This is a genomic window from Pseudomonas sp. 1D4 (assembly GCF_001728925.1).
Lineage (GTDB): Bacteria > Pseudomonadota > Gammaproteobacteria > Pseudomonadales > Pseudomonadaceae > Metapseudomonas > Metapseudomonas otitidis.
In genome coordinates, this window is the sequence record NZ_LXJQ01000032.1 from 47,607 (window position 1) to 70,128 (window position 22,522).

The window sequence follows — 22,522 nt, forward strand, 5'->3', positions numbered from 1 at the left end:
GGTCGGCTCCTAGGTCGACAGGCGACGCAGCACGGCGCGAACCGGGCTGGCATCGAGATGGGTGAACTTGAGCGGCAGGGCGATGAGCTCGTAATCGCCGGGGACTACCTCGTCGAGCACCAAACCTTCGAGGATCGCCATGCAGTGGGCGGCGACGGCGCGGTGGGCGTCGAGGGTCTTGCTGTGCTGGGGGTCGAGGGACGGGGTGTCGGTGCCCACCAGGCAGACGCCATGGGCGGCGAGCAGTGCGATGGCGTCGGCGGTGATGGCGGTGAAGGTGTCGGGCCAATGGTCCTGCGGGGCGGTCTGGCAGGTGCGGATCAGCACCCGGGGCGGAACGCCGGCGAGGTGCGGCTGCAGGTGATGGGGCTCGACGAGGCCCTCGGCGTCCAGGCAGTGGATGACGCGACAGGGGCCGAGGTAGGGCGCGAGCGAGACGGCGCCGATGGCGACACCAGCCGGGTCGTAGTGCAGCGGGGCGTCGGCGTGGGCGCCGGTGTGGGGCGAGAGGGTGATGCACCCGACGTTGACCGGGCAGTGCGCATCGATCTGCCAGGTGGTGTGCTGCTGGAAGGGGGTGTCGCCAGGCCAAGTGGGGGTCTGGCTGTTCAGGGGTGGGCTGATGTCCCACAGCAACGGCTCATTGCGCATGGTCTTCTCCTCGTTGGGCGAAAAAATCATGCTGCAAAGGCCTTCGAATTATCGTGCTATCTTTGCGACGCTTGCGTCATGTGGCCGCAGTAAATTCTATAAAAACAAACTTTCCTGAAATTTTATTCTCATGATCCTGGACAGCACTGACATTCGCATCCTCCACTGCCTGCAACACGACGGCCGTATCAGCAACCAGGAGCTGGCGGAGCGGGTCTCGCTGTCGCCGTCGGCCTGCCTGCGGCGCCTGCGCAACCTGGAGGACAGCGGCATCGTGCGGGGGTATCGGCCGGTGCTGGACGCGGAGCGCCTGGGGGTGGAGTTGGAGGCGCTGGTGCATGTGTCCATGCGCCAGGACGAGGCGGACTGGCACGAGCGCTTCGTGGAGCAGGTACAGGGCTGGCCGGAAGTGGTCAGCGCCTACATCGTGACGGGGGCGAGCAACTATGTGCTGCGGGTGCAGGCGCGCAACCTTAAGCAGTTCTCCGACTTCATCGTGTCGCGCCTTAACCGGGCCCACGGGGTGACCGACATCCGTTCGGAAATCATCCTGCAGACGGTGAAGGAAGGCGGCGGCGCGTTGGACTTGCTGCGCCGCTGACCCGCCCTCCCCCGTTCACCCCTTGAGGAATCGGGCGATCTGCTCGGCGGCAGCCTGGAGGTGCTCGCCGTGGGTGTGGCCGGACGCCTTGAGAGGCTTCAGGTCATGGTCCGCGGCTTCCAGCCAGTGCAGTTGGATGGCGTCGGAAAGGCAGTAGCCGGCGACGGTTTCGCGGTCGCCGAGGGCATCCCGCTCGCCCTGGACGATGAGGGTGCGGGTGCGCAGATCCGCCAGGTGCGCCACCCGGGGCTTCTCGGGCTTGCCGGCGGCGTAGAAGGGATAACCGAGGCAGACCAGGGCGTCGGCCTTCAGCTCATCAGCCAGCAGGCTGGCCATCCTCCCGCCCATGGACTTGCCACCGATGGCCAGTTGCCCCGTGACCTGCTGTCGCACCCGGGCATGCACGTCCCGCCAACAATCGAGCAATCGGGCCTGCGGATTGGGGGGACGGCGACGCCCGTCTTCGCGTCTCGCGGCCATGTACGGAAACTCGAAACGCACGGTCGCGATGCCGCTCTGCGCAAGTCTTTGCGCCATTTCATCCATGAACGGGCTGTCCATCGGCGCGCCTGCGCCGTGGGCCAGTATCAGGGTGCTGTCAGTCGGGCCTGAAGGCCTCTCCCACACGAACATTCGGACTTCTCCGCTAGCTGTTGGCTGTTGATCCAGATCAATGGGGCAAAACGGGTGTTTAACCATGCTTTCCCGGCAATTCCTAAAAAACCGTGTACGGAAGCCCAAGCACATGAACACAGAAGTCAGTACCGCCTACAACTACAAGGTGGTCCGCCAGTTCGCCATCATGACGGTGGTCTGGGGAATCGTCGGGATGGGGCTCGGCGTTCTCATTGCCGCTCAGTTGGCCTGGCCGGAGCTCAATTTCAACCTTCCCTGGACCAGCTTTGGCCGCTTGCGCCCGCTGCACACCAACGCGGTGATCTTCGCCTTCGGTGGCTGCGCGCTGTTCGCGACCTCTTACTACGCCGTCCAGCGTACTTGCCAGACCCGCTTGGTGTCCGATGGCCTCGCGGCCTTCACCTTCTGGGGTTGGCAACTGGTGATCGTGCTCGCCGCGATCAGCCTGCCGATGGGCTGGACCAGCTCGAAGGAATACGCAGAGCTGGAATGGCCGATCGACCTGCTCATCACCGTTGTCTGGGTGGCCTACGCCCTGGTGTTCTTCGGCACCGTGATGAAGCGCCGCACCAAGCACATCTACGTGGGCAACTGGTTCTTCGGCGGATTCATCCTGACCGTGGCCATTCTGCACATCGTCAACAACCTGGAAATCCCGGTCACCCTGACCAAGTCCTACTCCCTCTACTCGGGCGCCACTGACGCCATGATCCAGTGGTGGTACGGCCACAACGCGGTGGGCTTCTTCCTGACCGCCGGCTTCCTGGGGATGATGTACTACTTCGTGCCGAAGCAGGCTGGCCGTCCGGTCTACTCCTATCGCCTGTCCATCGTGCACTTCTGGGCACTGATCGCCGTCTACATCTGGGCCGGTCCGCACCACCTGCACTACACCGCGCTGCCGGACTGGGCACAGTCCCTGGGCATGGTGATGTCCCTGATCCTGCTGGCTCCGAGCTGGGGCGGCATGATCAACGGCATGATGACCCTGTCGGGCGCCTGGCATAAGCTGCGCGACGATCCGATCCTGCGCTTCCTGGTGGTCTCCCTGGCCTTCTACGGCATGTCCACCTTCGAAGGCCCGATGATGGCCATCAAGACCGTCAACGCCCTCTCCCACTACACCGACTGGACCATCGGCCACGTACACGCCGGCGCCCTCGGCTGGGTTGCCATGGTGTCCATCGGCTCGCTGTACCACCTGATCCCGAAGGTGTTCGGTCGCGAGCAGATGCACAGCGTCGGCCTGATCAACGCGCACTTCTGGCTGGCCACCATCGGCACCGTTCTGTACATCGCCTCGATGTGGGTCAACGGCATCGCCCAGGGCCTTATGTGGCGTGCAGTCAACGAGGACGGCACCCTCACCTACTCCTTCGTCGAAGCGCTGGAAGCCAGCCACCCCGGCTTCGTGGTGCGCATGATCGGCGGCGCGATCTTCCTCTCCGGCATGCTGCTGATGGCCTACAACACCTACCGCACCGTCAAGGCGGCCAAGCCGGCCGAGTACGACGCCATCGCCCAGATCGCCTGAGGAGCCGATAGATGAAAAAGCATGAAGTCATCGAGAAGAACGTCGGCCTGATGGCGTTGTTCATGATCCTGGCCGTCAGCATCGGCGGCCTGGTTCAGATCGTCCCGCTGTTCTTCCAGGACGTGACCAACACCCCGGTCGAAGGCATGAAGCCCTACACCGCCCTGCAGCTGGAAGGCCGCGACATCTACATCCGCGAAGGCTGCGTCGGCTGCCACTCGCAGATGGTCCGCCCCTTCCGCGCCGAGACCGAGCGCTACGGCCACTACTCGGTTGCCGGTGAAAGCGTGTGGGACCACCCCTTCCTCTGGGGCTCCAAGCGGACCGGCCCGGACCTGGCCCGCGTAGGCGGCCGCTACTCCGACGATTGGCACCGTGCGCACCTGTACAACCCGCGCAACGTGGTGCCCGAGTCGAAGATGCCCGCCTACCCCTGGCTGGTCGAGCACACCCTGGACGGCAAGGACACCGCCGCCAAGCTCTCGGCCATGCGCACGCTGGGCGTTCCCTACACCGAGGAAGACATCGCCGGTGCCTCCGATGCCGTGAAGGGCAAGACCGAGATGGACGCACTGGTGGCCTACCTGCAGGTGCTCGGCACCAGCCTGAAGAACAAGAGGTAAGGCATGGACATCGGAACGCTTCGCGGCCTGGGCACCCTGACGGTGCTGGTCGCGATGATCGGGGTTATCTGCTGGGCCTACAGCGGGCGCCGCAAGGCCGATTTCGACCAGGCCGCCCTGCTGCCCTTCGGCGACGACCTGCCAAGCCCGCAAGACCGGAATGATTCTAGGAGCACATTCGAATGAGCACTTTCTGGAGCTGGTACATCTCCCTGCTCACCCTGTTCACCCTGGTGGCGCTGCTCTGGCTGGTTTTCGCCACCCGCAAGGGCGAGGCCAAGGGCACGGTCGACAAGACCATGGGCCACAGCTTCGACGGCATCGAGGAGTACGACAACCCGCTGCCCAAGTGGTGGTTCATGCTGTTCGTCGGCACCATCATCTTCACGTTCGGCTACCTGGCGCTCTACCCGGGCCTGGGCAACTGGAAGGGCGTACTGCCGGGCTATGAAGGCGGCTGGACCCAGGACAAGCAGTGGCAGCGCGAGGTGGACAAGGCCAACGAGATGTACGGCCCGATCTTCGCCAAGTATTCGGCAATGCCGATAGAAGCCGTTGCCCAGGACCCGCAGGCCCTGAAGATGGGTGGCCGCCTGTTCGCCACCTACTGCTCCATCTGCCACGGCTCGGACGCCAAGGGTGCCGTCGGCTTCCCGAACCTGGCCGACAACAGCTGGCGCTGGGGCGGCGATGCCGAAACCATCAAGGCTTCCATTCTCCACGGTCGCATAGCTGCCATGCCGGCCTGGGGTGAAGTACTCGGTGAGGATGGCGTCAAGAACGTAGCCGCCTATGTCCGCCAGGACCTGGCCGGTCTGAAGCTGCCGGAAGACACCAAGGTCGACGTGACCGCCGGCAAGGCCCTGTTCGCCAGCACCTGCGTGGCCTGCCACGGCCCGGAGGGCCATGGCACCCCGGCCATGGGCGCTCCGGACCTGACCAAGCCCGCTGCCTGGATCTACGGCTCCAGCCTGGCTCAGTTGCAGCACACCATCCGCTACGGTCGCAACGGCCAGATGCCCGCTCAGGAACAATACCTGGGCCAGGACAAGGTCCACATCCTGGCCGCCTACGTGTACAGCCTGTCCCGCAAGGACGGTGACAAGGTCGCAGCGGAGTAACCCGAGACCGGCGACGCAAGGAGGCGTCGCCACCCCGCCCGGCCCGAAAGGCGCCTGACGGAAGCCGCGCAAAGGCAGCCCAACGCAAGAAGGGCAAACCGGACACAGGGAGGTGTCCACCCCTCCTTATATATAGTGCGACGCGATGTCGCACCCGTTCCGACCAGTAGCCTTTTACGAGTTGGGCCTTGCACTAATATGGTCCGTAGTCGCCGCCCGGCATAACCACGAGGCGACTTTCCCCTCTCGAAAGCACTGGAACCGATCACTGGGAAACCACGGTCGGGACACCTGGCAAACAGGTTGGAAACCCTTTCCAGAGGGCTTGGAAAGCGGGTTTGTGACGGCATGTGTCGTTGCATTGCATACCCTCTTTCTCCATACTTGCCGCCGCTTTTTTGTCCCGAAAAACTCCATTAACCGTGGAACCCCTAGCATGAGCACAGCAATCAGTCAGACTGCTTATAACTATAAGGTGGTCCGCCAGTTCGCCATTATGACGGTGATCTGGGGGGTCATTGGGATGGGTCTAGGCGTGTTCATTGCCGCACAACTTGTGTGGCCGGAACTCAACCTGAACCTTCCGTGGACCAGCTTCGGCCGTCTGCGCCCCTTGCATACCAACGCGGTGATCTTCGCCTTCGGTGGTTGCGCCCTGTTCGCCACGTCCTACTACGTGGTACAGCGCACCTGCCAGGCTCGCCTGATCTCCGACACTCTCGCCGCGTTCACCTTCTGGGGTTGGCAAGCGGTGATCGTGCTGGCGGTCATCACCCTGCCGCTGGGCTACACCTCCTCCAAGGAGTACGCCGAGCTGGAGTGGCCGATCGACATCCTGCTGGCGGTGGTCTGGATCACCTACGCGCTCGTGTTCTTCGGCACCGTGATCAAGCGCAAGACCAAACACATCTATGTCGGTAACTGGTTCTTCGGGGCCTTCATCCTGGTTACCGCCATGCTGCACATCGTCAACAGCATGGAAATCCCGGTCACCCTGACCAAGTCCTACTCACTGTATGCCGGCGCTACCGACGCCATGATCCAGTGGTGGTACGGCCACAACGCGGTGGGCTTCTTCCTGACCACCGGCTTCCTGGGGATGATGTACTACTTCGTTCCGAAGCAGGCCGAGCGTCCGATTTACTCCTACCGCCTGTCCATCGTGCACTTCTGGGCGCTGATCACCCTGTACATCTGGGCCGGTCCGCACCACCTGCACTACACCGCGCTGCCGGACTGGGCTCAGTCCCTGGGCATGGCCATGTCCCTGATCCTGCTGGCTCCGAGCTGGGGCGGCATGATCAACGGCATGATGAGCCTGTCGGGTGCCTGGCATAAGCTGCGCTCCGATCCCATCCTGCGCTTCCTGGTGGTTTCCCTGGCCTTCTACGGCATGTCCACCTTTGAAGGCCCGATGATGGCCATCAAGACCGTCAACGCCCTTTCCCACTACACCGACTGGACCATCGGCCACGTACATGCCGGCGCCCTCGGCTGGGTGGCGATGATCTCCATCGGTTCGCTGTACCACCTGATCCCGAAGGTGTTCGGTCGCGAGCAGATGCACAGCGTCGGCCTGATCAACGCGCATTTCTGGCTGGCCACCATCGGTACCGTTCTGTACATCGCCTCCATGTGGGTCAACGGCATCACCCAGGGTCTGATGTGGCGCGCAGTCAACGAAGACGGCACCCTCACCTACTCCTTCGTCGAAGCCCTTGAGGCCAGCCATCCGGGCTACCTGGTGCGCATGATCGGCGGTGCCTTCTTCGTGACCGGCATGCTGCTGATGGCCTACAACACCTTCCGTACCGTACGCGCCGCCAAGCCGGCCGAGTACGATGCGGCTGCCCAGATTCCGCAAGGAGCTCACTAATGAAGCAACACGAATTAGTCGAGAAGAACGTCGGTCTGCTGGCACTGTTCATGGTGATCGCCGTTAGCATCGGCGGTCTCGTGCAGATCGTCCCGCTGTTCTTCCAGGACGTGACCAACACCCCGGTCGAAGGCATGAAGCCGCGCACCGCGCTGGAGCTGGAAGGCCGCGACATCTACATCCGTGAAGGCTGCGTTGGCTGCCACTCGCAGATGGTTCGCCCCTTCCGCGCCGAGACCGAGCGCTACGGCCACTACTCGGTTGCCGGTGAAAGCGTCTGGGACCACCCCTTCCTGTGGGGTTCCAAGCGGACCGGCCCGGACCTGGCCCGCGTAGGCGGCCGCTACTCCGACGACTGGCACCGCGCGCACCTGTACAACCCGCGCAACGTGGTACCCGAGTCGAAGATGCCCTCCTACCCCTGGCTGGTTGAGAACAAGCTCGACGGCAAAGACACCGCTGCCAAGATGCAAGCGCTTCGTACCCTCGGCGTCCCCTACACCGACGATGACATTGCCGGTGCACGTGACGCGGTCAAGGGCAAGACCGAGATGGACGCCCTGGTGGCGTACCTCCAGGGTCTGGGCACCTCGATCAAGAACAAACGGTAAGCACGATGGATATCCAGACTCTCCGCGGGCTGGGAACCATCCTGGTGTTCGTCGCCTTCATCGGCGTCGTCCTCTGGGCCTACAACGGCAAGCGCAAGAGCAGCTTCGACGAAGCTGCCAACCTGCCCTTCGCCGACGACAAGCCGACGGACACCAAGCGCGACGACGAAGCTTCTAGGAGTAAGAGCGAATGACCACGTTCTGGAGTTGGTACGTAACCCTCCTGACCAGCGCCACCCTGGTGGCACTGGCGGTGCTGATCTTTGCCACCCGCAAGGGCCAGCGCCAGGAAACCACTGAAGAAACCCTCGGCCACGCCTTCGACGGCATCGAGGAGTACGACAACCCGCTGCCCAAGTGGTGGTTCATGCTGTTCGTCGGCACCCTGGTGTTCGCCGTCGGCTACCTTGTCCTCTACCCGGGCATGGGCAACTGGAAAGGCTTCTTCCCTGGCTACGACAAAGTCGCTGAAAACAAGCCTTTTGCCGACGGCCAGAGCGGTTGGACCGGCGTGCACCAGTGGGAAAAGGAAATGTACAAGGCCGAGCAACAATACGGCCCACTGTTCAAGAAGTACGCCGCCATGCCCATCGAGGAAGTGGCCAAGGACGAGAAGGCCCTGAAAATGGGCGGCCGTCTCTTCGCCTCCAACTGCTCGGTATGCCACGGCTCCGACGCCAAGGGCTCCTACGGCTTCCCGAACCTGACCGACGCCGACTGGCGCTGGGGCGGCGAGCCCGAAACCATCAAGGCCACCATCCTCGGCGGTCGTCACGGCGTGATGCCCGCGTGGGGCGAAGTGATCGGCGAGCAAGGCGTGCGTGACGTCGCTGCGTTCGTGCGCAAGACCCTGGATGGACGCGACCTGCCGAAGGACGCCAACGCCAACCCGGAAAACGGCAAAGCCATCTTCGCCGCCAACTGCGTGGCCTGCCACGGTCCGGAAGGCAAGGGCATGCCGGCGATGGGCGCCCCCAACCTGACCCACCCCAACGCGTTCATCTACGGCAGCAGCTTTGCCCAACTGCAGCAGACCATCCGCTATGGTCGCCAGGGCATGATGCCGGCCCAGGAAGAACACCTGGGTAACGACAAGGTCCACCTGCTGGCCGCCTACGTATACAGTCTCTCCCACAAGGGCGCGACCGAAGCCGAAGGCAAATAAGCAGCACCTAATGCCCGCCATGCGCGACGCACTGTCGCACATGGCGGGCAGCTATCAGGCGTACCATATGTGTCGTGGCACTAAGATCCCGTTCGGCAAGCACTGATCGGGGCAAGCCAAACAGCCGTGGTACGAGATAGATGAGCGAACAGATCCCCGTCCAGAACATTACCCCTCCCCCGGCAAAAGGCGGTCAAAGCACCGACCTCTACGCCAGCCGCGAAAAAATCTACACCCGAGCCTTCACCGGCCTCTTCCGCAACCTGCGGATGGCAGGAGGCGCATTCCTCTTCCTGCTCTATTTCGGCACCGTCTGGCTGACCTGGAATGACCGCCAGGCCGTCTGGTGGAACCTGCCGGAACGCAAGTTCTACATCTTCGGCGCCACCTTCTGGCCTCAGGACTTCGTCCTTCTTTCGTGGCTGCTGATCATCTGCGCCTTCGGCCTGTTCTTCATCACGGTGTTCGCCGGCCGCGTCTGGTGTGGCTACACCTGCCCGCAGAGCGTGTGGACCTGGATTTTCATGTGGTGCGAGAAAGTCACCGAGGGTGACCGCAACCAACGCATGAAGCTCGACAAGGCTCCCGCCAGCGCCAACAAATTTCTTCGCAAGTCGGCCAAGCACAGCCTCTGGCTGCTGATCGGCTTCGTCACCGGCCTGACCTTCGTCGGCTACTTCACCCCCATCCGCGACCTGATGACAGACCTCTTCACCGGCAACGCGGACGGCTGGGCCTACTTCTGGGTCGGTTTCTTCACCTTGGCCACCTACGGCAATGCCGGCTGGCTGCGCGAGCAGGTGTGCATCTACATGTGCCCCTATGCTCGCTTCCAGAGCGTGATGTTCGACAAGGACACCCTGATCGTCTCCTACGATCCACGTCGCGGCGAATCCCGCGGCCCACGCAAGAAGAATGTCGACTACAAGGCCCAGGGCCTGGGTGATTGCATCGACTGCACCATGTGCGTCCAGGTCTGCCCCACCGGCATCGATATCCGTGATGGCCTGCAGATCGAATGCATCGGCTGCGCTGCCTGCATCGACGCCTGCGACAGCATCATGGAGAAGATGAACTATCCCAAGGGGCTGATCAGCTACACCACTGAACACAATCTGAACGGCCAGCAGACGCACCTATTGCGTCCCCGCCTGATCGGTTACGCTGCCGCCCTCGTCGCGATGATCAGCCTGTTCGGCTATGCCGTCAGCGCCCGCTCCCTGGTGGAGCTGGACGTCATCAAGGATCGGGTGCTCTACCGCGAAAACGAGCAAGGCCGCATCGAGAACGTCTATACCTTGAAGATCATGAACAAGGCTCAGAAGGACATCGACTTCGTTCTTGAAGCCGACGGCCTCGATGGCCTGGTCTGGGAGGGCAAGCGCGAGGTGCGTGCCGAGGCAGGCGAAGTGCTGTCCGTACCGGTGGAACTGTCCATCGACCCGGAGAAGCTGCCGTCCAGCACCAACACCATCATCTTCCGTGTCCACGCGGCAGATGACGCCAGTATCGAGAACGACGCCGACAGCCGCTTCATCGGCCCCAGCGTCCGCTAGAACGGGAATAGCATGCAGTCCGAAGCCCCAAGCCCCTGGTACAAGCAACCCTGGCCGTGGTTCATCCTCGGCATCCTCGGCACCTCCGTCGTGCTGGGGACCACCATGCTGGTAGTCGCCATCAAGAACCCACCGAGCCTGGTGGCGGACAACTACTACGAGGTCGGCAAGGGCATCAACACCTCCCTGGAGCGCGAGAACCTGGCCCAAAGCCTGGGCATGCGTGCCGAGCTCCGCTTCGACAATGGCAGCGGCGAGGTCGAGATCCGTCTCGACGGCAAGAGCCAGCCCCAGCATCTGGTGCTCAGCCTCCTCTCCCCTACCCAGCCGGAGAAGGATCGCCGTGTCGTGCTCCAGCCCAAGGCATCCGGTCTCTACGTCGGGCACCTGGAAGATGGCGTCGGAGGACGCCGCTTCGTCGAGCTGATCGGCCAGGAAAACGGCCAGGACTGGCGCCTCTTCGAAGAGGAAAACCTTGAGGCGGGTGGCGTAACCCAGCTCGGCGAATAAGCCCTGCCCATGCCCGCCCCACTCAACTGCTACCACTGCGGCTTGCCGGTTCCTGCCGGCAGCCCTTACGAGGCCCTCGTGCTTGGAGAGACGAGGGCCATGTGCTGTCCGGGCTGCCAGGCCGTAGCCGAAGCCATCGTCGCCGGTGGACTGGAAAGCTACTACCGCCATCGCAGCGAGACCGCCGCCAACCCCGACGCCCTTCCCGGCGCCCTGCCGGACGAACTGGCGCTGTTTGACCGCGCAGATGTCCAGCGGCCCTTCGTCCAGCACGAAGGCGAACTCAGCGAAACCAGCCTTCTCATCGAAGGCATCAGTTGCGCAGCCTGCGGCTGGCTGATCGAGAAGCACCTGCGCGGCCTGCCGGGTGTTGCCGAGGCGCGACTCAACCTGTCCAACCACCGGCTCCAGGTACGTTGGGCCGATAGTCAGATCCCCCTCAGCGGCCTGCTCAAGGAACTGCGCCGTATCGGCTATGCCGGCCACCCCTACAAGGCCGACGAAGCCGCCGAGCGACTGGCCACCGAGAACCGCCGCGCCATGCGCCAACTGGGTGTCGCCGGCCTGCTGTGGATGCAGGTGATGATGGCCGCAATGGCCACCTGGCCCGAATTCAACATCGATCTGACGCCGGAGCTGGACAAGATTCTGCGCTGGGTCAGTCTGTTCCTCACTACGCCCATCGTCTTCTATTGCTGCGGCCAGTTCTTCCGCGGCGCCCTGAGGGACCTGCGCACCCGCCACCTGAGCATGGACGTCTCCGTGTCCCTGGCCATCGGCGGTGCCTACGTGGCAGGCATCTGGTCGACGGTCACCGGTACGGGCGAGCTGTACTACGACGCCGTGGGCATGTTCGCCCTCTTCCTGCTGGCCGGACGCTACCTCGAACGCCGTGCCCGGGAGCGGACTGCCGCTGCCACCGCCCAACTGGTCAACCTGCTGCCCGCCTCCTGCCTGCGCCTGGATGACGCCGGACAAGGCCAGCGCATCCTCCTCGACGAGCTGAAGCTGGGCGACCGCGTCCTGGTACCGCCAGGCGCCCTGCTGCCAGCCGACGGCGTGATCCTTGAAGGCCGCTCCAGCGTCGACGAGTCCCTGCTCACCGGCGAATACCTGCCCCTGCCGCGCAACCCGGGCGATGCCGTCACCGCCGGCACGCTCAACGTCGAAGGGCCACTGACCCTCGAAGTACAGGCCCTGGGCGACAAGACCCGGCTGTCCGCCATCGTGCGCCTGCTGGAACGCGCCCAGGCCGACAAGCCGCGCCTCGCCGAACTGGCGGACAAGGTCGCCCAGTGGTTCCTCATCTTCGTCCTGCTGGCGGCCGCCGTGGTCGGGCTGATCTGGTGGGAAATCGACGCCTCCCGCGCCTTCTGGGTCGTGCTGTCGCTGCTGGTCGCCACCTGCCCCTGCGCACTGGCCCTCGCGACCCCCACCGCCCTCACCACCGCCACTGGCAGTCTGCACAAGCTCGGGCTCCTGCTGACCCGGGGGCATGTGCTGGAAGGGCTGAACCACATCGACACGGTGATCTTCGACAAGACCGGCACCCTCACCGAGGGCCGGCTGACCCTCAGCGCCATCCACCCCCTCGCGAGCCTGGACGGCGACGCCTGCCTGGCCCTGGCCGCTGCACTCGAAAACCGCTCCGAACACCCCATTGCCCGTGCCTTCGGCCGTGCGCCGGTGGCCGCCGACGAGGTGCGCAGCATCCCCGGCAAAGGGCTTGAAGGCCTCGTCGAAGGGCGCCGTCTACGCATTGGCCAGGCCGACTTCGTTGCCGAACTCGGTAGCTGGACAGCACCCGCCATTCCAGGTCAGCAGGGCCAATGGCTGCTGCTGGGCGATGACAACGGGCCGCTGGCCTGGCTGGTGCTCGACGATCGTCTGCGCGAAGACGCCCCGCTGCTGGTGGAGGCCTGCAGGGCCAGAGGCTGGCGGATCATGCTGCTGTCCGGCGACAGCTCGCCGATGGTCGGCGAGATCGCCCGCCAGCTTGGTATCGACGACGCCCGTGGCGGTCTCAGCCCCGACGCCAAGCTGGACGTCCTGCGGGAGCTGCACCAGCAAGGCCGGCGTGTGCTGATGCTGGGCGACGGCGTCAACGACGTCCCAGTTCTGGCCTGCGCTGATATCAGCGTGGCCATGGGCAGCGCCACCGACCTGGCCAAGACCAGCGCCGACGCAGTGCTGCTCTCGAACCGACTGGAAAGCCTGGTCCAGGCGCTGTCGGTCGCCTCGCGCACCCGCCGCATCATCATCCAGAACCTGGCCTGGGCGACGCTGTACAATGGCAGCGTTCTGCCGTTCGCTGCCCTGGGCTGGGTCACCCCGCTCTGGGCAGCCTTCGGCATGTCGGTCAGCTCACTGCTGGTGGTGGTCAACGCCCTTCGGCTGGCGCGCACCTAGCGGCCAGCCCGGCATCCTCCGCCCAGCCCTGACAACGAGACTCCCGATGCCTGCGCTCTACATCCTCATTCCCGTCGCCATCGGCCTGGTAGGCTTCGCCATCTGGCTGTTCTTCTGGGCAGTGGACAGTGGCCAGTACGACGACCTCGACGGCCCCGCCCACAGCATCCTCTTCGACGATGAAGACCCAGGCCACAAAGCCGGCATCGCCGAGGCGGACGAGGCCGAGAACGACGAGCAGGACAAGGACCGCGACGGTGCCTGACCTTGCCCCGCAACTGGTGTCGGCACTGATCCTCGGCCTACTGGGCGGTGGTCACTGCATCGGCATGTGCGGCGGCCTGATGGGCGCCCTGACCCTGGCCATCCCACCAGAACAACGTGCCCGCCGCTTGCGCCTGCTGCTGGCCTACAACCTCGGACGCATCCTCAGCTACGCCACGGCCGGCCTGCTCATCGGCCTGGCCGGCTGGGCCGTGGCCAACAGCCCGGCGGCAACGGCAATGCGCGTGGTGGCAGGCCTGCTGCTGGTGTGCATGGGCCTCTATCTCGCCGGCTGGTGGAGCGGCCTGACCCGCATCGAAGCCCTTGGGCGCGGCCTCTGGCGCCATATCCAGCCGGTGGCGAGCCGCCTGCTACCGGTCTCCACCGTGCCTCGCGCCCTGTTGCTCGGCGCGCTCTGGGGGTGGCTGCCGTGCGGCCTGGTCTACAGCACGCTGCTCTGGTCCGCGAGCCAGGGGTCGGCCGGCGACAGCGCCCTGCTCATGCTTGCCTTCGGCCTCGGCACCTGGCCGGTGCTGCTGGCCACCGGCCTCGCCGCCGAACGCCTGACCGCCCTGCTGCGCAAGCGCGGCGTCCGCATCACAGGCGGTGTGCTGGTGATGCTGTTCGGTATCTGGACGCTTCCCGGCCCGCACCAGCACTGGCTGATGGGGCACTGACCCCCCCGAAAGACCGCTCAACCGCATGCGGCGGGGCTCTGCGACAGCATGACTCAGATCAACAAGCCATGGCCGGGCGGCACCTAGACTCGCGCCACTGACTGCTGATCCTGGATTGCCCGCATGCTCGACGATATCCGCTGGGACTCCGGCCTGATCCGCCGCTACGACGCGGCAGGCCCCCGCTACACCTCCTACCCCACCGCCGTGCAATTCAACGATCGCATCGGCTCCTTCGACCTGCTGCACGCCCTGCGCGACAGCCGCAAGGCACAGCGCCCGCTGTCGCTCTACGTCCACGTCCCTTTCTGCGCGAACATCTGCTACTACTGCGCCTGCAACAAAGTCATCACCAAGGACCGTGGCCGAGCCCTCCCCTACCTGGAGAAGCTCGAGCGCGAGATCGAACTCATCGCCTGCCACCTCGATCCGCAGCAGCGGGTGGAGCAGTTGCACTTCGGCGGCGGCACCCCCACCTTCCTCAGTCATGACGAGCTGCGCCGCTTGATGGGCCACCTGCGCAAGCACTTCAACCTGCTGGACGACGACTCGGGCGACTACGGCATCGAGATCGACCCACGCGAAGCGGACTGGTCCACCATGGGCCTGCTACGTGAGCTGGGCTTCAACCGCGTCAGCCTGGGCGTGCAAGACCTCGATCCATCCGTGCAACTCGCGGTGAATCGCCTGCAGAGCCTGTCCGAGACGCGCGGCATCATCGAAGCGGCCCGGACCCTGCAGTTCCGCTCGGTGAACATCGACCTGATCTACGGCCTGCCGCGACAAACTCCGGAGAGCTTCGCGCGTACCGTCGCAGAGGTGATCGCACTACAACCCGACCGCCTCTCGGTCTTCAACTACGCCCACCTGCCGGAACGCTTCATGCCCCAGCGGCGCATCCGCAGCGAAGAGCTGCCCAGCCCGGCCCACAAGCTGGAAATGCTCCAGGGCAGCATCGAGCAACTGACCCGGGCCGGCTACCGCTATATCGGCATGGACCACTTCGCCCTGCCCGACGACGAGCTCTCCATCGCTCAGGAAGACGGCCGCCTGCAACGTAACTTCCAGGGCTATACCACCCATGGGCACTGCGACCTGATCGGCCTGGGCGTCTCCGCCATCAGCCAGGTCGGCGACTTGTACTGCCAGAACGACAGCAACCTCAACACCTACCAGGAAACCCTCGGCACCGATCAACTGGCAACCCGTCGAGGCCTGTCCTGCAATGAGGACGACCGCATCTGCCGCGCGGTGATCCAGCAGCTGATCTGCGAGTTCGAATTGGACTTCGAAGCCATCGAGTCGCGCTTCAACATCGAGTTCAGGGGATACTTCGACGCCGTGTGGCCCCAGCTCGAAGCCATGGCGCGGGACGGGCTGATCAGCCTCACCGACCGCCGCATCGACATCCAGCCCACCGGCCGACTACTGGTACGCTCGGTGTGCATGCTGTTCGATCACTACCTCACGCCGGAAACCACCCAGCGCTTCTCCCGGGTGATCTGAAAAACCCGCCCCGAACGGGGCGGGCCTTTCGCTCACTTCATGGCCAGGCTCATTGCCTTGATCGATTGCTCATCACTGAGCTTCGACTCCTTCATCGCCTTGCGCAGGTTGACCAGGGCCGTAGTCAGCGCTGAGTTCAGGCTGGCCAGTTCCCCCTGCAACTGCTGCTGGCGCAGCTTGCGGGTTTCCTCATCCAGGCTGCCGTCCATCGCCACCTCCTGAAGCTCCTTCTTCTTCTCCTCCACCTGCTCCCGCAAGCGGCGGATCATTTTGAGGATCTGCTTGATGGCATCCGGCAGTCCGCTCTCATCGATGTCATCGTCCTTGCCCGTCCCCTCGGAGCGGACCACCCCCTCCCTGGAAAGGCTCACCTTCACACCTGGTTGTTCGGAAATGGACGCGCCCTTGGCGGTCTTGGTCTCATCCTCCTGTGCCGCATCCTTCACACCCTCGGCCTTGGCGCCCCGAAGCGTCGCCGTGTGCTGGCTGGAAAATGGCCAACCGGAGATGTCGATCCTCATCACACTTGCTCCCTTGGACTCACGCCAGGTTTTCGGCCGTTCCGGCGCCAACTTGAGCAACGTTTGCGATGGCCTTTTTCTAGCCCTCCCCCCCCAGCCTGCGTTACCCTTACGCCTTCTACGTGTTTGCCATGAAGGAAACCTGGATGTCCGAGATCATCAAGGCGCGCAACCTGCCCCAGGCCCACTGCAAGGACTGCAGCCTAGCCGCCCTGTGCCTGCCCCTTTCGCTGAACATGGAGGACATGGATTCGCTCGACGAGATCGTCAAGCGTGGCCGCCCCCTGAAGAAAGGCGACTTCCTGTTCCGCCAGGGCGACACCTTCGAATCGGTATTTGCCGTGCGCTCCGGCGCCCTGAAGACCTTCGGCCTGACCGACTCGGGCGAGGAGCAGATCACCGGCTTCCACCTGCCCAGCGAACTGGTCGGCCTGTCCGGCATGGACACCGAGCTGTACCCGGTTTCCGCCCAAGCGCTGGAAACCACCTCGGTCTGCGAAATCCCCTTCGAGCGCCTGGACGAGCTGTCCGTCCAGTTGCCGCAGCTGCGCCGCCAGCTGATGCGTGTGATGAGCCGCGAGATCCGTGACGACCAGCAGATGATGCTGCTGCTCTCCAAGAAGACCGCCGACGAGCGCATCGCCACCTTCCTGGTCAACCTGTCCGCCCGCTTCCGCGCCCGTGGCTTCTCGGCCAACCAGTTCCGCCTGGCCATGTCGCGCAATGAGATCGGCAACTACCTCGGCCTGGCGGTTGAGACCGTCTCCCGCGTGTTCACCCGCTTCCAGCAGGGCAACCTGATAGCCGCCGAAGGCAAGGAAGTCCACATCCTCGACCCCATCGAACTCTGCGCCCTCGCTGGCGGCAGCATCGAAGGCTGATCCACCGTGCCGGCTTCCGCCGGCACGTTTTCTCCCCTCTCCCAGCAGGCTGTTGCGATGAACTTCGACGCCCTCGATATCAAGACCCTGATCCGTCCCGTGGTGGATTTCCCCAAGGCCGGTGTGGTGTTCCGCGACATCACCCCGCTCTTCCAGTCCCCACGGGGACTGCGCCTGGTAGTGGACAGCTTCGTCCAGCGCTACGTGGAAGCGGACTTCAGCCACATCGGCGCCATGGATGCCCGGGGCTTCCTGATCGGCTCGATCGTCGCCTACGCCCTGAACAAACCCCTGGTGCTGTTCCGCAAGCAGGGCAAGCTGCCGGCTGACGTGCTTGCCGAGGGCTACCAGACCGAGTACGGCGAAGCCTTCCTCGAAGTGCACGCCGACAGCCTGTGCGACGGCGACAAGGTCCTGATCTTCGATGACCTGATCGCCACCGGCGGCACCCTGCTCGCCGCCGCCAGCCTGGTACGCCGTATGGGCGCCCGGGTGGTCGAAGCCGCCGCCATCATCGACCTGCCGGAGCTCGGCGGCTCCGAGCGCCTGCAGGACGCCGGCATCCCCACCTTCGCTCTCACGGCGTTCCGCCTCGACGAGAAGTAATCGTTCCCCCCGGGCCGCACTCGCGGCCCGTCTTCCTTATCTCCGCACCTCCTCCCCGCACCCTTCCCATCACGACCCGCCGAAAGTTGGTCCGCGCCAGCGGGCAAACCTGCGTTAATCCTCAACAGTTACATCGATCAATGACACAGTTGAACGTGTCATCCAAAGCCAGACAACAACATGGGACGGCTCCCAATCGAGAGGACCCACGCATGACCACCACAACCGCCAACCTGCCCAAGGCCAACTTCCCCGTCCGCCGCATGGACTTCAGCTTCGCCAGGACCCAGAAGTACTGGTGGAGCGGTGACCCCTTCATGAGCCACTTCATGAACAACCTGTCCTCGCTGTTCCCCTATGGTGAGAAGTTCTTCGTCGACAGCGTGCGCGCCGTCCGTGACCAGATCAGCGACCCGCAACTGCAGAAGGACATCAGCGCCTTCATCGGCCAGGAGGCCATGCACTCCAAGGAACATGCCACCTACAACGACTCCGCCGCCGAGCACGGCATCGACCTGGAACGTCTGGAGCTGCGCATCAAGGTGCTGCTCGAGTGGGTCACCCGCTTCACCACCAAGCGCCAGCGCCTGGCAGCGACCTGCGCCCTGGAACACTTCACCGCCACCATGGCCGAGCAACTGCTACGCCGCGAAGACCTCAGCACCCAGATGGACGACCCGAAGATGTACCAACTGTGGATGTGGCACGCCGTCGAGGAGAACGAGCACAAAGCCGTTTGCTACGACGCCTACATGGCCGTCGGGGGAGGCTATTTCGAACGCGTCATCACCATGGTACTCACCAGCGTGATGTTCATCGGCGTGATCGGCGCCTTCCAACTGCACCTGCTGCGCAAGGACGGCCAACTGTTCAACCTGCGCAGCTGGGCCCTTGGCCTGAAGACCCTGTTCGGCCCGCGTACCGGCTACTTCCCGCGCATGATCAAGCCGTACCTGGACTACTACCGCCCCGGCTTCCACCCCTTCGACCACGAAACCAAGGCCCTGGAACGCCGCTGGAAGGAACGCCTCGGCTTCACCGGCTGAGCCACCGCCTCCATGAGAAAGCCCGGCATATCGCCGGGCTTTTCCGTTTCAGCGCGAGCGACTCAGAGCCCCATCGCCTCCAGGCTCTGCAGCACCGCCGCACCGGTGAACAGGTAGAGGACCTGCTCCTCCGCCTCCTGGCGGATCTCAGTCTGGCGCTCGGGCTCGCCGATGAAGTCCAGGGACATCTGGAACAGGTTGCGGCTGATCAGGCTGGACACCCGCCGCACCACCGCCTCACTCACCTGGGCTGGCAGCAGGCGGAACTCGATGATGTCCTCGGCCATGTCCTCGGCGAACTCGTCCATCACCTGTCGCAGCGCCTCGCGCATCACCGGTGAAGCACCGTGCAGTTCACGCACACCGATGATGAAGGCCTCAGCATGCCCCGCCACGAAGTCGAAGAACAGATCCACCGTCTCATGGCAGACCCGCCGTCCGCGCCCCAGGTCGATGCCCAGCACCTGTGGCGACGCCGACCCGCTCGCCTGCACCGCCCGCTCCGCCGCCTCACGGCGCAGGTCGCGCAGGGGTTGGCGCAGCTCGCTGGAAATGCTGCGGATGATCGCCAACCCCAGGTCATCCACGTCCCTGAAGTGGCGATAGAAGGTGTTAGGGTTGAGCCCCGCCTCGCGCGCCAATTCGCGCAGACCCAGGCTGCTCAAGCTGCGGCTCTGGGACGACAGCCGCAGCGCCGCCTCCATCAGCAGGCGCTTGCCGGGGGCGGGAGGGGTGCGATCCGGAGCCATCTGCTCCTCATCGACCACTGAATCCATGTCTGGCCCTACCTTAGGTTGGTTGTCCGGGAATGGCTTGCTGGCGAGTATACAGATGTCTACATTGGTATACAGATGTATACGCGAAAACAATCATAACAGGAGCCTCTCCATGAACGCGCCCGCCACGCCCACACCCCCTGCCCGCCACTGCAAGATCGCCATCATCGGCTCCGGCTTCTCCGGCCTCGGCATGGCCATCCGCCTCAAGCAGACCGGCGAAAACGACTTCCTCGTGTTCGAGAAAGAGGCCGGCGTCGGCGGCACCTGGCGGGTCAACAACTACCCGGGCTGCGGTTGCGACGTGCAATCCCACCTCTATTCCTTCTCCTTCGAGCCGAACCCGGAATGGACGCGCATGTTCGCCAAGCAGGGCGAGATCAAGGCCTACCTGGAACGCTGCTGGGAGAAGTACCGCCTGCAGGACAAGACCCTGCTGGAAACCGAGATCAAGCGCCTGGCCTGGAGTGACGAGCAGGAGATCTGGCAGATCGAAGACGCCGCCGGCAACCACTACACCGCCCAATTCGTGGTGTCCGGCATGGGCGCCCTGTCCACCCCCTCCATCCCCCACCTGCCGGGCATGGAGAACTTCACCGGCAAGAGCTTCCACTCCCAGCAGTGGGACCACGACTACGACCTCACCGGCAAGCGCGTCGCCGTGATCGGTACCGGCGCCTCCGCTATCCAGTTCGTCCCGCAGATCCAGAAGCAGGTCGCCCACCTCGACCTCTACCAGCGCACCGCCCCCTGGGTAATGCCCAAGCCGGACCGCGCCATCAGCGAACGCGAGCGCAACCGCTTCCGCAGCTTCCCGCTTGCGCAGAAGCTCTGGCGCGGCCTCATCTACACCGTGCTGGAAAGCCGCGTGGTCGGCTTCGCCATGACCCCCAAGGTGATGAAGCTCGCCGAGCTGTATGCCAAGCACTACATCAAGCGCAAGATCAACGACCCCGCCCTGCGCGCCAAAGTCACGCCCGACTACACCATGGGCTGCAAGCGCGTGCTCATCTCCAATGACTACTACCCGGCCCTCAACCAGCCGAACGTCGACGTCATTACCGACGGCATCCAGGAGATCCGCGCCAACAGCATCGTCACCCGTGACGGCCAGGAACGCACCGTGGACGCCATCATCTACGGCACCGGCTTCACCCCCAGCGATCCGCTGCCACGCGGCGTGGTGTTCGGCCGGGGCGGCGTCGACCTGCTCGACACCTGGCCGCAAGGTCCGGAGGCCTACAAGGGCACCCTCACCGCCGGCTTCCCCAACCTGTTCTTCCTCATGGGTCCCAACACCGGCCTCGGCCACAACTCCATGGTCTACATGATCGAATCGCAGATTCACTACGTGCTCGGCGCCCTCGACCTGCTCAAGACCCGCCACCTGCAGAGCCTGGAGGTCAAGCGTGACGTCCAGGACCGCTTCAACGGCAAGCTCCAGGGCAGCCTCGGCAACACCGTGTGGAACGCCGGCGGCTGCATGAGCTGGTACATCCACCCGGTCAGCGGCCGCAACTGCACCGTCTGGCCCGGCTTCACCTGGCGCTTCCGCCTGCTGACCCGCAACTTCGACCCCGCCGCCTACCACTTCAGCCGGCAGCAGCCGGTCCACGCCGGCCAGGGGCCCCTGGCCTTCCAGAACGCCGCCCCGCAGGAGGTGACCGCATGAAGTCCTTCGAGAACAAAGTGGCCGCCATCACCGGCGCCGGCTCCGGCATCGGCCGCGCCCTGGCCTACGCCCTCGCCCGCCAGGGCTGCCACCTGGCCCTGTCTGACGTGAATGTCGAAGGCCTGGCGGAAACCGCCGAGCAGGCCCGCAAGCTCGGCGTCACGGTCACCCACACCCCGGTCAACGTCGCTGACCGCGAAGCCATGCATGCCTGGGCCGACCAGGTGGTGCTCGACCACGGCCGCGTCAACCTCATCTTCAACAACGCCGGCGTCGCCCACGCCGGCACCGTCGAAGGCAGCGACTACGCCGAGTACGAATGGATCATGAACATCAACTTCTGGGGCGTGATGCACGGCACCAAGGCCTTCCTGCCGCACATCAAGGCCACCGGCGAAGGCCACGTGGTCAACGTCTCCAGCGTGTTCGGCCTGTTCGCCCAGCCGGGCATGAGCGCCTATAACGCCACCAAATTCGCCGTGCGCGGCTTCACCGAAGCCCTGCGCCAGGAGCTGGACATGGAAGGCTGTGGCGTCTCCGCCAGCTGCGTGCACCCCGGCGGCATCAAGACCAACATCGCCAAGACCGCACGCATGAATGCCAGCCTCGCCCGGGTCACCGGCCAGGAGGCCGACCAGGCCCGCAAGCAGTTCAACGACCAACTGCTGCGCACCACCCCCGACAAGGCCGCCTTGGTGATCCTGCGCGGCGTGCTGCGCGACAGCCGACGCATCCTCATCGGCGCCGACGCCTGGGCCCTGGACGGCATGCAGCGCCTGCTGCCGACCCTCTACCAGCGCCTGGTCACCACCTCCATGCGCCTGGCCGCCCGCTTCGCCCCCAAGCCCCGCAACCGCGAAAGGGAGGCGCAGAACCTGGCTGACTGATGCCACAACAAGCCGGCCCTCCTCGAAACGGGAAGGCCGGTTCATACCCCAGGGGCCCCCTCTGGACTGCCGCAAGAAGAGATGCGGATAGCCCGCACCCGCTACCCATAGTGAATGGCCCTACAGGCGCATCAGCGATAACAAAAGGCAATCTGTCAGGCCGTGCCTGATGCCTGCGAAGCCAATTCCTCAGCAGCGGAAGCCGTTCACGGAATGGAGCCACAGACTGGCAACAGCGCGAGGATGCTGTTTGACTGGTCACCTTCGGGGCTGGACGCCCTGTCCAGTCATCAAAAGGACTTGCCCATGCCCCCCCTGCACCGCCTGAGCATCCTCGCGCTCGCCCTGGTCGGCACCCTCGCCGCCACCGGCCTCCAGGCCGCATCGCGCAGT

General features: G+C 64.4%; 24 protein-coding genes. 20 read left to right on the forward strand and 4 right to left on the reverse strand.

From position 1 onward, the window contains the following. Positions 1-9 precede the first annotated feature (9 nt). The gene (gene kynB, locus A7D27_RS16805) at positions 10-651 is read right to left on the reverse strand and encodes an arylformamidase (protein WP_139134115.1); all 642 of its coding nucleotides are present in this window, start codon (positions 649-651) and stop codon (positions 10-12) included. Between the two features lie 130 nt (positions 652-781). Between kynB and A7D27_RS16810 the strand changes: the two genes are divergently transcribed. Next, complete coding sequence (locus A7D27_RS16810; RefSeq protein ID WP_069560277.1) at positions 782-1,252, forward strand: Lrp/AsnC family transcriptional regulator; 471 nt, start codon at positions 782-784, stop codon at positions 1,250-1,252. Between the two features lie 15 nt (positions 1,253-1,267). Here A7D27_RS16810 and A7D27_RS16815 read toward each other — a convergent pair whose 3' ends face one another. Beyond that, entirely contained in the window at positions 1,268-1,951 is a 684-nt protein-coding gene (locus A7D27_RS16815) for an alpha/beta family hydrolase (protein ID WP_371850553.1), read from the reverse strand. Between the two features lie 46 nt (positions 1,952-1,997). On the opposite strand from A7D27_RS16815, the gene ccoN (A7D27_RS16820) reads away from it, so the two are divergent. The 14 genes from ccoN (A7D27_RS16820) to hemN all read left to right on the forward strand — a co-directional run bounded on the left by ccoN (A7D27_RS16820) (position 1,998) and on the right by hemN (position 15,740). Further along, complete coding sequence (gene ccoN, locus A7D27_RS16820; RefSeq protein ID WP_069560279.1) at positions 1,998-3,422, forward strand: cytochrome-c oxidase, cbb3-type subunit I; 1,425 nt, start codon at positions 1,998-2,000, stop codon at positions 3,420-3,422. Between the two features lie 11 nt (positions 3,423-3,433). After that, positions 3,434-4,045 (forward strand): cytochrome-c oxidase, cbb3-type subunit II, encoded by a 612-nt coding sequence (ccoO, locus tag A7D27_RS16825; protein ID WP_069565501.1) that lies wholly within the window; start codon positions 3,434-3,436, stop codon positions 4,043-4,045. Positions 4,046-4,048: 3 nt separating this feature from the next. Continuing rightward, positions 4,049-4,231 carry a CcoQ/FixQ family Cbb3-type cytochrome c oxidase assembly chaperone gene (locus tag A7D27_RS16830; RefSeq protein ID WP_069565502.1) on the forward strand — a complete coding sequence of 61 codons (183 nt, stop codon included), beginning with the start codon at positions 4,049-4,051 and terminating at the stop codon, positions 4,229-4,231. Beyond that, positions 4,228-5,166, forward strand: coding sequence for a cytochrome-c oxidase, cbb3-type subunit III (gene ccoP, locus A7D27_RS16835; protein ID WP_069560281.1), 939 nt, complete (start codon positions 4,228-4,230; stop codon positions 5,164-5,166). Before A7D27_RS16830 ends, ccoP (A7D27_RS16835) begins: the two co-directional genes overlap by 4 nt. A 436-nt stretch (positions 5,167-5,602) precedes the next feature. After that, positions 5,603-7,042, forward strand: coding sequence for a cytochrome-c oxidase, cbb3-type subunit I (gene ccoN / locus A7D27_RS16840; protein ID WP_069560282.1), 1,440 nt, complete (start codon positions 5,603-5,605; stop codon positions 7,040-7,042). Beyond that, positions 7,042-7,653, forward strand: coding sequence for a cytochrome-c oxidase, cbb3-type subunit II (ccoO, locus tag A7D27_RS16845; RefSeq protein ID WP_069565503.1), 612 nt, complete (start codon positions 7,042-7,044; stop codon positions 7,651-7,653). Before ccoN (A7D27_RS16840) ends, ccoO (A7D27_RS16845) begins: the two co-directional genes overlap by 1 nt. Positions 7,654-7,658: 5 nt before the next feature. Further along, positions 7,659-7,847 (forward strand): CcoQ/FixQ family Cbb3-type cytochrome c oxidase assembly chaperone, encoded by a 189-nt coding sequence (locus A7D27_RS16850; protein ID WP_069560284.1) that lies wholly within the window; start codon positions 7,659-7,661, stop codon positions 7,845-7,847. Next, complete coding sequence (gene ccoP, locus A7D27_RS16855; protein WP_069560285.1) at positions 7,844-8,818, forward strand: cytochrome-c oxidase, cbb3-type subunit III; 975 nt, start codon at positions 7,844-7,846, stop codon at positions 8,816-8,818. The genes A7D27_RS16850 and ccoP (A7D27_RS16855) overlap by 4 nt, the downstream gene beginning before the upstream one ends. Before the next feature lie 140 nt (positions 8,819-8,958). Next, positions 8,959-10,374, forward strand: a complete 1,416-nt coding sequence (gene ccoG, locus A7D27_RS16860; protein ID WP_069560286.1) for a cytochrome c oxidase accessory protein CcoG — start codon at positions 8,959-8,961, stop codon at positions 10,372-10,374. A gap of 12 nt (positions 10,375-10,386) precedes the next feature. Continuing rightward, positions 10,387-10,884 carry a FixH family protein gene (locus tag A7D27_RS16865; protein ID WP_069565504.1) on the forward strand — a complete coding sequence of 166 codons (498 nt, stop codon included), beginning with the start codon at positions 10,387-10,389 and terminating at the stop codon, positions 10,882-10,884. Positions 10,885-10,893: 9 nt separating this feature from the next. After that, positions 10,894-13,293, forward strand: coding sequence for a heavy metal translocating P-type ATPase (locus A7D27_RS16870; protein ID WP_069565505.1), 2,400 nt, complete (start codon positions 10,894-10,896; stop codon positions 13,291-13,293). 46 nt (positions 13,294-13,339) lie between these two features. After that, positions 13,340-13,558 (forward strand): cbb3-type cytochrome oxidase assembly protein CcoS, encoded by a 219-nt coding sequence (gene ccoS / locus A7D27_RS16875; protein WP_069560289.1) that lies wholly within the window; start codon positions 13,340-13,342, stop codon positions 13,556-13,558. Continuing rightward, positions 13,551-14,234, forward strand: coding sequence for a sulfite exporter TauE/SafE family protein (locus tag A7D27_RS16880; RefSeq protein WP_069565506.1), 684 nt, complete (start codon positions 13,551-13,553; stop codon positions 14,232-14,234). The genes ccoS and A7D27_RS16880 overlap by 8 nt, the downstream gene beginning before the upstream one ends. A gap of 123 nt (positions 14,235-14,357) precedes the next feature. Further along, a complete protein-coding gene (gene hemN, locus A7D27_RS16885) occupies positions 14,358-15,740 on the forward strand; it encodes an oxygen-independent coproporphyrinogen III oxidase (RefSeq protein ID WP_069565507.1) in 1,383 nt (460 codons plus the stop codon). A 32-nt stretch (positions 15,741-15,772) separates the two neighbouring features. Here the strand turns inward: hemN and A7D27_RS16890 are convergent, their stop codons facing one another. Beyond that, the gene (locus A7D27_RS16890; protein ID WP_083265663.1) at positions 15,773-16,261 is read right to left on the reverse strand and encodes a hypothetical protein; all 489 of its coding nucleotides are present in this window, start codon (positions 16,259-16,261) and stop codon (positions 15,773-15,775) included. Positions 16,262-16,407: 146 nt separating this feature from the next. On the opposite strand from A7D27_RS16890, the gene fnr reads away from it, so the two are divergent. The 3 genes from fnr to A7D27_RS16905 all read left to right on the forward strand — a co-directional run bounded on the left by fnr (position 16,408) and on the right by A7D27_RS16905 (position 18,794). Further along, entirely contained in the window at positions 16,408-17,142 is a 735-nt protein-coding gene (fnr, locus tag A7D27_RS16895; protein ID WP_044400414.1) for a fumarate/nitrate reduction transcriptional regulator Fnr, read from the forward strand. Between the two features lie 57 nt (positions 17,143-17,199). Continuing rightward, a complete protein-coding gene (locus A7D27_RS16900; RefSeq protein ID WP_069560292.1) occupies positions 17,200-17,748 on the forward strand; it encodes an adenine phosphoribosyltransferase in 549 nt (182 codons plus the stop codon). Between the two features lie 212 nt (positions 17,749-17,960). Beyond that, complete coding sequence (locus A7D27_RS16905; protein ID WP_069565508.1) at positions 17,961-18,794, forward strand: metal-dependent hydrolase; 834 nt, start codon at positions 17,961-17,963, stop codon at positions 18,792-18,794. A gap of 62 nt (positions 18,795-18,856) precedes the next feature. Here A7D27_RS16905 and A7D27_RS16910 read toward each other — a convergent pair whose 3' ends face one another. After that, entirely contained in the window at positions 18,857-19,543 is a 687-nt protein-coding gene (locus A7D27_RS16910) for a TetR family transcriptional regulator (RefSeq protein ID WP_139134116.1), read from the reverse strand. Positions 19,544-19,682: 139 nt separating this feature from the next. Between A7D27_RS16910 and A7D27_RS16915 the strand changes: the two genes are divergently transcribed. Both A7D27_RS16915 and A7D27_RS16920 read left to right on the forward strand, forming a co-directional pair. Continuing rightward, positions 19,683-21,242: an NAD(P)/FAD-dependent oxidoreductase gene (locus tag A7D27_RS16915; RefSeq protein ID WP_069560294.1), complete on the forward strand. Its 1,560-nt coding sequence runs from the start codon at positions 19,683-19,685 to the stop codon at positions 21,240-21,242. Then, positions 21,239-22,129 carry an SDR family oxidoreductase gene (locus tag A7D27_RS16920; protein WP_069565509.1) on the forward strand — a complete coding sequence of 297 codons (891 nt, stop codon included), beginning with the start codon at positions 21,239-21,241 and terminating at the stop codon, positions 22,127-22,129. The genes A7D27_RS16915 and A7D27_RS16920 overlap by 4 nt, the downstream gene beginning before the upstream one ends. Positions 22,130-22,522: the final 393 nt, after the last annotated feature.